The organism is Halorubrum sp. AJ67 (assembly GCF_000513435.1).
In genome coordinates this window covers 190,759-200,709 of record NZ_CBVY010000005.1, presented here as the reverse complement: position 1 = coordinate 200,709, position 9,951 = coordinate 190,759, and the positions used below count along the sequence as shown (strand labels likewise).

Below are 9,951 nucleotides of genomic sequence, written 5' to 3'. Positions count from 1 at the left end.
GAGCGCGTCCCGGAACGACTCCGCGGTCTCGACGAGCGTCTCGGCGTCGATGTCCGGGGCCGCGACGACGGTCGCCACCACCGCGACCGCGCCGAGGGTGTCGTCCGTCTCGCGGGTCGCCCACAGGCGGTCGAACCCCGCCGTCGGCTCGTCGACCGCGTCGAAACCGTGTTTACGCCGGTTCGCGGCGACCGCGTCCCCGTACTGGGTCAGATCCATGAGCGTCCTAACGACCCGGGTGGTAAAAAATGACACACATGGACGACCGACCGCGAGTCGTGTCACTATCCAACAAGGATATCCCCCGTCGAATCCTGTACGACCCATGAATCCGACGCGACGACGCTATCTTCGCGGTGTGGGCGGGATCGGCGGAGCCGCCTGTCTCGCCGGCTGCGCGTCCGACGGCCCCGGAGACGACGGCGGAGACGGTGACGGCGAGAGCGACGACAGCGGGGGCGACGCCGGCGGCACTCGACCGGAAGGCACCGGCGGGCCGGGGGTCAGTATCGTCTCGACGGACGGCGACGTCGGGCTCCCGGTCGACCTCGGCGTGGAAGTCGTCAGAGAGGCGGCGACGGCGGACCACCCGCCTCGACTCCGGACGACGCTCACGAACGCGAGCGACCGGCGCGTCAGGGTCGGCGAGGGGCGGGCGGTCCACTTCGAGTACGTCAGCGACGGCTCCGGGGCGCTCACGTTCCTCCCCGTCGACATGGAGGCACCGGCCGAGCCGGACTGCTGGCGGCTCACCGACAGTATCGCCGTGACCGAGGAGTACCGAACGTTCGAACTCGGAGCCGGCGAGTCGCGGAGCCGCTCGATCGACCTGTACGCGACCCCCACCGACACCGACGCCTGCCTCCCGGTCGGCGAGTACCGGTTCGAGACGACCGTCTCGATCGTTTCCGACGACGCCGAGCCACAATCGTCGGCCGAGTGGGGGTTCTCCGTCGTGTTGGAGTGAGAGGAACGGCCGCTCGCCGGCCGCGTTCGGCGGCCGAGAGGCGCGGCTCACAGAGCTGAGTTCGTAGAATAGTCCCGGGCGGATTCGAACCGCCGTCAATGGCTGACTTCGGGCATCCGACCGCGTGGCGCGGTCGAACTCCCTCCAAAGGCCATTATGATTGGCCACTACACCACGGGACTACGATTCCGGCTAACCGGCGGGCACTCAAGTAGGTTACTCTCTCCGGCGGCTGAGCGCGGTCGCTCGCCAACTACGCCCCTTCCTCGATCCGGTCGAACCGCTGTTCGAAGTTCTCCCGGCAGGAGCCGCAACAGAAGTGGTACAGCGTCCCGTCGATCCGGGCGGACTCCCCCTCGGCGGTGACGGTGTTCCCGCACTCGACGCACTCGACCGCCAGATCCGCGTCGCCGACGGCCGGCGACCACTCGTGGGCGTCGACCGGTCGCACCGACAGCTCGCGGACCGCGTCCAACCCGACCGCGTCGTCGACGAGGTCGCGGGCGGTCCCCTCCTCGATCCGCGCCGCAACCGTCACCTCGCCGTCGGCGGTGAGGAACGCGTGTTCGACACGCTCGTGGTCCGCGACCGCCTCGTGGACCCGTTCGGCGTCCGCGGGCGCGACGGACAGCATCGCGAGGACGGACAGCCCGTCCGAGAGCGCGTCGCCGTCGATCCGGAGCGTGAACCCCTCGATCACGCCCACCTCGCGGAGGCGGTCCACCCGGTCCGACACCGCGGGCGCTGACAGGTCCACGCGCTCGGCGATGTCGCTGTACGGACGCCTCGCGTCGGCCAACAGCAGCCGAAGTATCTCCCGGTCCGTCTCGTCGAGGGTGCGCATGGCCGACCGTTCGGCCGGCGCGGCAAAAAGGCGTCCGGGCGGGGGCGTCCGAGCCGGGGACGACCGACCGGGCCGGAGCCGAGGAACCGGTCGCCCGCGGGGGCGACGAAAAGGCAGTTGTGTCCGCGGTGCCAACGGTGCGGTATGACGACAGTAGACGTCGACGGCATGTCGTGTACGGGCTGTGAGGACAACGTGACCGACGCGCTCGGCGAACTGCCGGGCGTCGAGTCGGCGAGCGCCGACCACGAGGCGGGCACCGCGACCGTCGAGGGCGACGTGGACGTCGACGCCGTCGTGGCCGCCATCGAGGAGGCCGGCTACGAGGCGACGGCGTAGACGGCGACGAGACAACACACGCGCCCGGATCGCGTCCCTTTTCACTTCGATCGCGTTCGCGGAGACATGGACACCGTACTGGTGACCGGCAGCGACGGCGGCGTCGGCGGGTGGACCGTCGACGCGCTCGCGGACGCGGGTCACGAGGTGGTCGCCGTCGACCGCCGAACGCCCCCGGAGCGCGAGCGCCGTGACGGCGTCGACTACAAGGCCGCGGATCTGACCGACTACGGCGAGACGCGACAGCTGGTGGACGCGGCCGCGCCCGACGCGGTCGTTCACCTCGCCGCGATCCCGAACCCCGAGGACCACGCCGGCTCGCGAGTGTTCGCGAACAACGTCGAGAGCACGTACAACGTCTTCGACGCGGCCGGAACCGCGGGTGCGCGGATCGTCTGGGCGTCGAGCGAGAGCCTCTACGGGACCGTCTTCGCCGCGGAGGACTGGCTGCCAGACCGGCTCCCGATCGACGAGGAGACGCCGACGCGACCGGAGGATCCCTACGGGCTCTCGAAGGTCGTCGGCGAAGAGGTCGCCGCGGCCGCCGCCCGCCGACACGGTGTCCCCGCCGTCTCGCTTCGCCTCTCGTGGGTCACGTTCCCGGGCGACGAGCGACGCCGCGAGGCACGGGAGACGTTCGACCCCGCGACCGCCGACCCGAGCGGGAACTGCTGGTCGTACGTCGACGTTCGCGACGTCGTCTCGGCGGTCGAGGCCGCGATCGACCCCGAGACCCCGATCGAGGGACACGAGGCGGTGCTGATCGTCGCCGCGGAGAACTTCCTCGGCCGCGACACCGCGGCGACGATCGAGGCGGTCCGCGGCGAACTACCCGCGGAGTGTGACCTCGACGGCGACGAGTCCGTCTTCGACTGCGCGAAGGCGGAGCGACTGCTCGGCTGGACGCCGGAGCACTCGTGGCGCGACGATGTCTGTAGCGATGAGACACGGCTCTCGACGGATGACTGAGCTCGGCTGATGGGGGCGTGGTGTCTGTCGAAGCCAGATCGCCTCGACGGAGAGGGAACCCAACCCGTCTCCGTCAGTCGTCGACGGACTCGTGATACGTCTCGGCGGGCGACCGAGTGCCTGTGTACAGTCGAACGTCGGGGAAGAGCAGTAGCACCCCGAGTACCATCCAAGCGCTGCCCACCGCGAGCGCCCATCCCCATCCGGCAAAGACACCGAACGCGAACTGGAGTCCCCAGAGCGCAGCGCCGATAAGAAGGACGACGACGCCGAACCCGACGCTCGTTTCGGCCGTTCCGGTCTGATAGCTCATACGCATCACTGTATCGTTAGAACGGATAAACGCGTCTCACGAGTTATTCACGCCGAGAATTGGAACGTCAGCGAGACGGACCCGAGGATCGTGAGAGTCGACGCCGGCACGCGAGACGGCGACCGGCGGTTACGAGTCCGCGTCGAGCGTTTCGGAGGGATCGACGGCGACGGCGATGTCGTCGCTGTGGTTCCGCGCGAGACCGACGACGACGACGACGCCGTAGACGGCGATCGCGACCCAACCGTAGCCGACCACTTCAAGTCCGGCCGCACTCATCCCGCCGAGAACCCAGCCGAAGGAGACGGCTGCCCACGCGCCCAGCGACGCGACGTAGAGGTTCAGCGGCCCCCCGGAGAGAGCGCTCTCCTCGAACTCCTCGACGCGTTCCGTGTCCGCGTCCTCCTCAACGACTTCCGGCTTCCGTGTGACCATCCCCGCGGCGACGACCGTTCCGACCGCGGCGACAGCGAACCAGGCGTATCCGACGATCGGAACGGCCACGTCGATGACGCCGAGTGCCCACAGCGCGGTGAATCCCGCGACGATGACCGCCAATACGCCGTACGTGCGGAACAGCTGTGTCACGAGTTGTCTCATGTGAGTCTAATTATTCAATTAATCTGTAATAAATCCACCGTTAAACAATGGGAGGTGACATAAAAGCGCGTGCGAATCGTGAGTTCGCAGTTCCTCGGCGAAGGTCGCCGACCGATGACGGCGATGTTCCGACCGTTCGTCACCCGGTCGGAAGGAACCGGACGTTCCGAACGACGGGAAAGACCGCAAAGAACGCGAACACGCCGGCAAACACGCGGAGACCGGTCAGAATAACGGTCCGCCACGAGAAACCGATCTCGGCCGGATCGAGAAACGCCCCGACGACGAGAACGGAGACAAGCGCGAGCACCCAGAGGGCGGCACCGATCCGCTCGATCGGCGGCCGGTAGAGCGCGTTCGGCGGCCACGTCGTTACATCCGGATCTCCGCCCGACGGGTCGCCCATACTCGATAGTTCTCACCTATTGACAAGTAAGCCACTAATAATTTCTCGGTGAACAGGATTGTTTTTGCGTTCTGAAACGAACACCTTGCGTAAGGACACACGCTGCGTCGCTGGTAAGCCATCGCGGTTCAGCGCCACAGGGCGCTCCCACGGACCACCGGCCGGTTACAGGAGGCGGTCAGATCGGTCCGCGAGCAGCGAGACGTAGACGACGGTGTATGCCAGCGCGTAGCCCAGAAAGTGGATGTAGATGTTGACTCGTGGGCCCCCGGGCGTCGGCGTCGGGAAGCCCACGAAGGGGTATCCCAGCAGTATGACGACGGAGACGGCGAAGAGTTCCCCGTACACGGGGGTGTCGAGGGCTTGCGCGACCGTCCGTCGAAGCGATTGCGTCGAGTGGCGCTCCGCGAAGCGTCCGAAGGGGATCGCAACGGCCAGAGCGACCGAGGCGAGCCCGACCGAGGCGGCAGACACGGGGAGCGCGTGTACTGCGACGTACCCCGCGGAAGCGAGAAACAGCGCCGGCAGGTATCGACACGTATCGGCCTCGAACCGGTCGCCGACGACCGTCACGAGGGCGACGGCGACGTACCCGAACAGCGCCATGTTGATTCCGGAGAACCCAAAGCCGATCGCGTTCCGTGGGATTGCGAGGTTCAGACCGGACAAGACGAACGGGAAGGCGATCAGGAACGTCGCCATCGAGGCGAAAAAGAGGCGGCGACGCCCGCCGACGAGGCTGAGTCCGTAGGCCAGCGATGCCAAAAGGAAGAATCCGGTGAGATTCCCCACGAGGTGGTCCAACGTGAGGTGGACGTAGTGAGCGGTAAACGCCGTCACCACCGTCGGCTCCGTGTACGAGAAGGCGTATGCTCGCTTTATCTCGGTCGGCAGCGTGAACACCCCGGCCATGACGAGCGGTACGACGAGCAAGGCGAGCGCATCGGTGGCGACCCGTGACCCGTCGATCCCACCGAATCGAGAGCGAGATTGGGCCCGGCTGCTGGCGGGCAGTTCGCGAGCCTCAACTTCGCTGTTCGGAACGGTCACGAATCCCGATTATCGAGAGATCGGTATATCAGTTTGTCACAAATTATTGAAAATGAAATTCAGAGCGAGTATCGTATATGGCCTTTGGAAATGCTTTAAATGAGTTTTAGAGGGTTTTCAGAGTAGTCTGTAGTATCAAAATTATTAATCTTGAGTGCGGAAGGTTTTGTATTTTGAACGAAATGATAGTGGGGCTCACGCGATCGTTCGCGACTCGGCAATTCGTCCGTCGAGTGTCCGAAGCGGAGATCGCACAGGAGATATCTCGTTGCGATCGGAGGGCCCGCGCGGTCTCTGTGGTATGACACAAAGAAATCCGACCGAGTCGTCCGTCGACGGCTGCGGTGCGAACGAGGGTCGCGGACCGGTACGGTCCGACCTCGGTCGCTAGTTCTCTCTGCGGACCCAGACGACGGCCGCGGCCGCGAGCAGCGCCAACACCAGAAGGAGCGCGATCACGCCGGGGGTGAGTCCGGCGGGCTCCTCCGCGGGCCCGTCGGTTCCGTCGCCCGTTCCGTCGGTGCCGTCACCCGCCTCCTCGACGGTGACGGTCGCGGTCGCGGTGTCCGTCTCGCCGGCGTCGTTCGTGACGGTCAGCTCCGCCGTGTACTCGCCCGGCTCGTCGAGCGTCGCACTGACGGTCTCGCCGGAGAGCGACCCGCCGTTCAGCGTCCAGTCGTACGCGGTGATCTCGCCGTACTCGGTCATCGACTCACTGCCGTCGAGTTCGATCTCGTCGCCCGCGGCCAGGGTGTCCGGCGTGACCGTGGCACTTGCCTCAGGCGCGCTCGTGGCGCTCACGGCGAAGTACGAGAATCCGGGCGTCTCCGTCTCGATGACGACGCCGGAGCCCGTCTCCGACACGATTTCGGTGTCGAGGGGCTGCCACTCGCCGTCCGAGAACCGGAAGACGCTGAGGTCCTCGGCGTCGGCACTGGTCTGGTCGAGTCGGCTCTGTGAGACCCGCTTGCGAATCGTCGCGGAACTGTCTTCGAGCGCCTCGTCGACGGTAATCTGCGAGACGGTCACGGACGCGCCGGGCGTGGGACCGGTCTCGTCGGACGTCCCGCTCAGCGACCGGACATTGACCGAGCCGGAGGTCTGGAAGTTGAACCGGATCGACTCGATATTGCTTTGCTCGCCGAACGTAGCCGTCGTCTGTCCAGTCTCCTCATCGAACTGGAGCGACGCCGTCTCCTCGAACTCGACGTCGACATCGGCCGGTGGCTCCGGCGGTTGGACATCGTCCGGCGGCGTCGCACCGCCGCCACCGCCGCCACCGCCGCCACCGACACCACCGCCGCCATCGCCACCGTCATCGCCGTCACCGTCTCCGTCACCATCACCATCTCCGTCACCATCACCATCTCCGTCACCATCACCATCTCCGTCACCATCACCATCTCCGTCACCGCCACCGCCGTCCGAATCAACGAGTGTGATGTCCTCGCGGGTCGTGCTGATCTCGCCCGTCTCCTGATCAGTGGCTACGTGGACGACGGTGTAGTTGCCGGTGTCCCACTCTTCGAGCGTCTCGACATCAAATACTGCCTGATCCGACTGGTCTCCGACCGCAGTCATCGATGACTGGATAACCGTGTTACCGGTAACATCAAGACTGGCTGCGTCGCCAGCCTGCTCACGGAAGTCGAGACCACTGACGAACGCGTTACGGAAGCTGAAGAACGTGTCCGCGCCAGACTGGATGTCGACCGTTCCGTTGAAGCGTTCGTCACTGAGTGTGTTCCCTCTGATCTCGGCGTTGGGCTGAACGTTTGCGACGCCCTGAACCGATTCAACGTCTGTTTCGAGCGTCACGTCTTCGGTACGGAGATCCGTCGAGAGATCGCCCGAAACGGAGATGGTGTGCGTCGTGGCGTTCACCGCGCCCTCGTCGAACACGAAAGCGGCGTGAGAGACCTGTTCCGCGTCGAGATTCGCCGTCGCGTCGACCGTCACGTTCTCACCGCGGACGACCTCGTCGTCGACGATGATATCTGATTCGGCCGCCTGTGCCACGGCGGTGTCGACCCCGACGACCGTCGTGTCGTTGAAGTCCGGTTGGTCCGCACCGTCGTCGAGGACTGCTCCGCCGACGTGTCCGATGACCACGTACGAGCCCGGTTCGTCGAACGTGACATCGGCCGTGGCACTGCCGCCTTCAATGGAAGTAGGAGACACCGTCTCGAACGTCACGAACTCTTGGACCTCATCGGAGGTCAACGTCTCGATCGTGTTGTCGACGCTGATCTCTCGGTCCTCGGCTACTTCTTCGCCGAACTGCTCGAACTGGTCGGTTCCTTCGAAGTACTCGCGTACCAGCCCGAAGCTCACCTCCTCGCGGTTGTTGACCTCATCCTCGAAGGCTTCAAATCCGTCGACCTCGCTGAACGTCTCTCGAACCTCGTCGACGGTGACGTTTTCCGCGTCTAAGAACGCTCTCGTTTCGTCAAGCATCCGGGTCGATGTGTGCGACGAGAACCCGGAGATTATCGCCATCAAAGTCAGAGGTCGCTGCGCCGTTGCGACCGCTGAAAGAGAACTCAACAGTCTCTGAATCATCCACAGTAAACACTCCCTCCTGTTCCGTGTTTATTGAAGGCTCAAAGGGAGCTACTTCCGAACGCACCCTCACAGTCGGACTCCCCACGGTTGTACTCGCGGCGGACCGATCGATCACGGCGGGACGCAGTGCTACACCCTCCCAAATTTCCAAGTTATCCGTGATGTTGATCACGGCGTCGGTGTTTGAGTGTCCGTTTGAGACGGAAGCGTCGGACAACGCGTCATGGTGCTGGCTCCCACTCGCGAGAGCCGCTCCCGCGGCCGGCCCGATCATCGAGATCACCATCAAGACGCTGAGAATTACTGCTAAAGTCCGCTGTGGGGCCCGACGTGTCATATTTCCTAATTCTATTCCGCATACAAAGATTTTTTGCTCCGGTATGATTACCAAGCGCGGTTGGGTTTCGGATCACTGGACGTCCGTTTTTGCGATATCAGACAGTACGACGTTTGTCCGTGTGGATCTTACATTTTGGACCAAAAGGCCCATTACGACACTAAGTATTGAGTGACATATGAGAACACGATCAGTGCTGTTCATTTTTTTACTGCTGTTAGGGATAGTCACGACGGTGGGACTGGTAACAGCCGCCGATTCGGGGTATGATATCGAGACCGAGTCAACCATCGCCGTTCCTGAAGAGAGTGAAACGATCAGTCAGGGAGGATTCAGCGTAACCGTCGAGAGCGCCAAAATCGCTGTTATCGGACCTGACGAGGATCTCGTCGTCGAGACCACCAGTCCGCGAGAGAACTCGTACAACGTGATATTTCTCAACGCGCAACAGGACGAGATCGGTAATAATGACTCCGTACAGGGAGACGCCGAGGTGGAGTTCTCGGCGGCGAGTGAACCGCCGGGGAGTTACGCCGTCATCATCAACGACCAGTCGATCGTTGACGCATTCCTCCCTGTAGTTATCGAAGCTCATCAAGTTGACAGTTTCACTCTCAATGGAGACCCCGCCGACGGCAGCGATATTGCTGCTGACGAGGAGGTCGACGTACGCGTCGAACTCACGGAGCTTTCTGACACCTCGATCAGCGGTGTCGAGCTAGTTCTGTGGACCGACGACTCAGACGAGGTACACGAGCTTGAACGGGTCGACGATCACACCTACGAGACTTCGATAGACCCCCCAGAGGAAGGAGAGTACCGAGCACACGTCAGGGTCCGCGGTGAGGAGTCCGCCGAAGGGGAGAAGGAACTGATCGGGCTAAGTGAGAATCGGGATGTCACTGTGTCCGCGTCGGACGGCGGGACCGGGGGAACCGGAAACACCGGTGGATCGACAGGGGGAGAAGACGGAACCGACGGTGGTTCAGCGCCTGACACGGGGACAGACACTACGGATTCCGCGAACGGGACCGATACCACGAACGGCACTGACTCCGCGAACGGGACCGATACCATGAACGGCACTGACTCCGCGAACGGAACCGATACCATGAACGGCACTGACTCCGCAAACGGGACCGATACCACGAACGGCACGGACACGGCGTCGGGGGCGACCGATGATTCAGCGGACGACTCGTCCGGTGATGGTACGGATTCCGACGGGTCGACGACAGATACCAGCGACTCCACCGACTCGACGAACGACGACGACGGACCGATCGAACCGAACAATGAGACCGATTCGTCGGACGAAACGGCAGACAGTACGCCGCTGTACGCGATTCAGGGCGTCCTTCTGGCACTGATAGCCGGGGGAACACTGCGACGACTGCGCCGGGGCCGGTGACCGGTTCGCCGACTGACGAACTCCTCGCTGGGTTGTTCCATTCGAGCGGAAGGCGATCTCGCTTATTGGGCGCGACAGGAGACATCGCCGGGAGAGTGTTCGCAGGGTCTCTCACTGAAGCAGCTCGTTCGCGGAGGCCAGCCGCGTGAC

11 protein-coding genes, 1 tRNA gene and 1 pseudogene are annotated in these 9,951 nt (G+C 64.0%); 4 read left to right on the top strand and 9 right to left on the bottom strand.

The window, feature by feature from the left end; genetic code table 11:
• Positions 1 to 219: pseudogene (locus BN903_RS17335) on the bottom strand (hypothetical protein); the annotation flags it as partial.
• A gap of 106 nt (positions 220 to 325) precedes the next feature.
• On the opposite strand from BN903_RS17335, the gene BN903_RS07105 reads away from it, so the two are divergent.
• Positions 326 to 967: a hypothetical protein gene (locus BN903_RS07105; RefSeq protein ID WP_048077065.1), complete on the top strand. Its 642-nt coding sequence runs from the start codon at positions 326 to 328 to the stop codon at positions 965 to 967.
• A 69-nt stretch (positions 968 to 1,036) separates the two neighbouring features.
• Here BN903_RS07105 and BN903_RS07100 read toward each other — a convergent pair.
• A tRNA-Gln gene (locus tag BN903_RS07100) sits at positions 1,037 to 1,149 on the bottom strand.
• Between the two features lie 71 nt (positions 1,150 to 1,220).
• A complete protein-coding gene (locus BN903_RS07095) occupies positions 1,221 to 1,811 on the bottom strand; it encodes an AsnC family transcriptional regulator (protein WP_048077064.1) in 591 nt (196 codons plus the stop codon).
• Positions 1,812 to 1,955: 144 nt separating this feature from the next.
• On the opposite strand from BN903_RS07095, the gene BN903_RS07090 reads away from it, so the two are divergent.
• The gene (locus BN903_RS07090; protein WP_048077063.1) at positions 1,956 to 2,150 is read left to right on the top strand and encodes a heavy-metal-associated domain-containing protein; all 195 of its coding nucleotides are present in this window, start codon (positions 1,956 to 1,958) and stop codon (positions 2,148 to 2,150) included.
• Between the two features lie 66 nt (positions 2,151 to 2,216).
• Positions 2,217 to 3,119: an NAD(P)-dependent oxidoreductase gene (locus BN903_RS07085; protein ID WP_048077062.1), complete on the top strand. Its 903-nt coding sequence runs from the start codon at positions 2,217 to 2,219 to the stop codon at positions 3,117 to 3,119.
• A 73-nt stretch (positions 3,120 to 3,192) separates the two neighbouring features.
• Here the strand turns inward: BN903_RS07085 and BN903_RS07080 are convergent, their stop codons facing one another.
• The 6 genes from BN903_RS07080 to BN903_RS07055 all read right to left on the bottom strand — a co-directional run bounded on the left by BN903_RS07080 (position 3,193) and on the right by BN903_RS07055 (position 8,390).
• Positions 3,193 to 3,432 carry a hypothetical protein gene (locus BN903_RS07080; RefSeq protein WP_048077061.1) on the bottom strand — a complete coding sequence of 80 codons (240 nt, stop codon included), beginning with the start codon at positions 3,430 to 3,432 and terminating at the stop codon, positions 3,193 to 3,195.
• A gap of 129 nt (positions 3,433 to 3,561) precedes the next feature.
• Entirely contained in the window at positions 3,562 to 4,032 is a 471-nt protein-coding gene (locus tag BN903_RS07075) for a hypothetical protein (protein WP_048077060.1), read from the bottom strand.
• A 139-nt stretch (positions 4,033 to 4,171) separates the two neighbouring features.
• Complete coding sequence (locus BN903_RS07070) at positions 4,172 to 4,438, bottom strand: hypothetical protein (protein ID WP_048077059.1); 267 nt, start codon at positions 4,436 to 4,438, stop codon at positions 4,172 to 4,174.
• Between the two features lie 165 nt (positions 4,439 to 4,603).
• The gene (locus tag BN903_RS07065) at positions 4,604 to 5,488 is read right to left on the bottom strand and encodes a hypothetical protein (RefSeq protein WP_052334938.1); all 885 of its coding nucleotides are present in this window, start codon (positions 5,486 to 5,488) and stop codon (positions 4,604 to 4,606) included.
• 387 nt (positions 5,489 to 5,875) lie between these two features.
• Positions 5,876 to 7,945, bottom strand: coding sequence for a PGF-pre-PGF domain-containing protein (locus BN903_RS18005; protein ID WP_228841053.1), 2,070 nt, complete (start codon positions 7,943 to 7,945; stop codon positions 5,876 to 5,878).
• Positions 7,938 to 8,390, bottom strand: coding sequence for a hypothetical protein (locus BN903_RS07055; RefSeq protein ID WP_048077058.1), 453 nt, complete (start codon positions 8,388 to 8,390; stop codon positions 7,938 to 7,940). The genes BN903_RS18005 and BN903_RS07055 overlap by 8 nt, the downstream gene beginning before the upstream one ends.
• Before the next feature lie 178 nt (positions 8,391 to 8,568).
• Between BN903_RS07055 and BN903_RS07050 the strand changes: the two genes are divergently transcribed.
• The gene (locus tag BN903_RS07050) at positions 8,569 to 9,801 is read left to right on the top strand and encodes a hypothetical protein (protein ID WP_154018075.1); all 1,233 of its coding nucleotides are present in this window, start codon (positions 8,569 to 8,571) and stop codon (positions 9,799 to 9,801) included.
• Positions 9,802 to 9,951 lie beyond the last annotated feature (150 nt).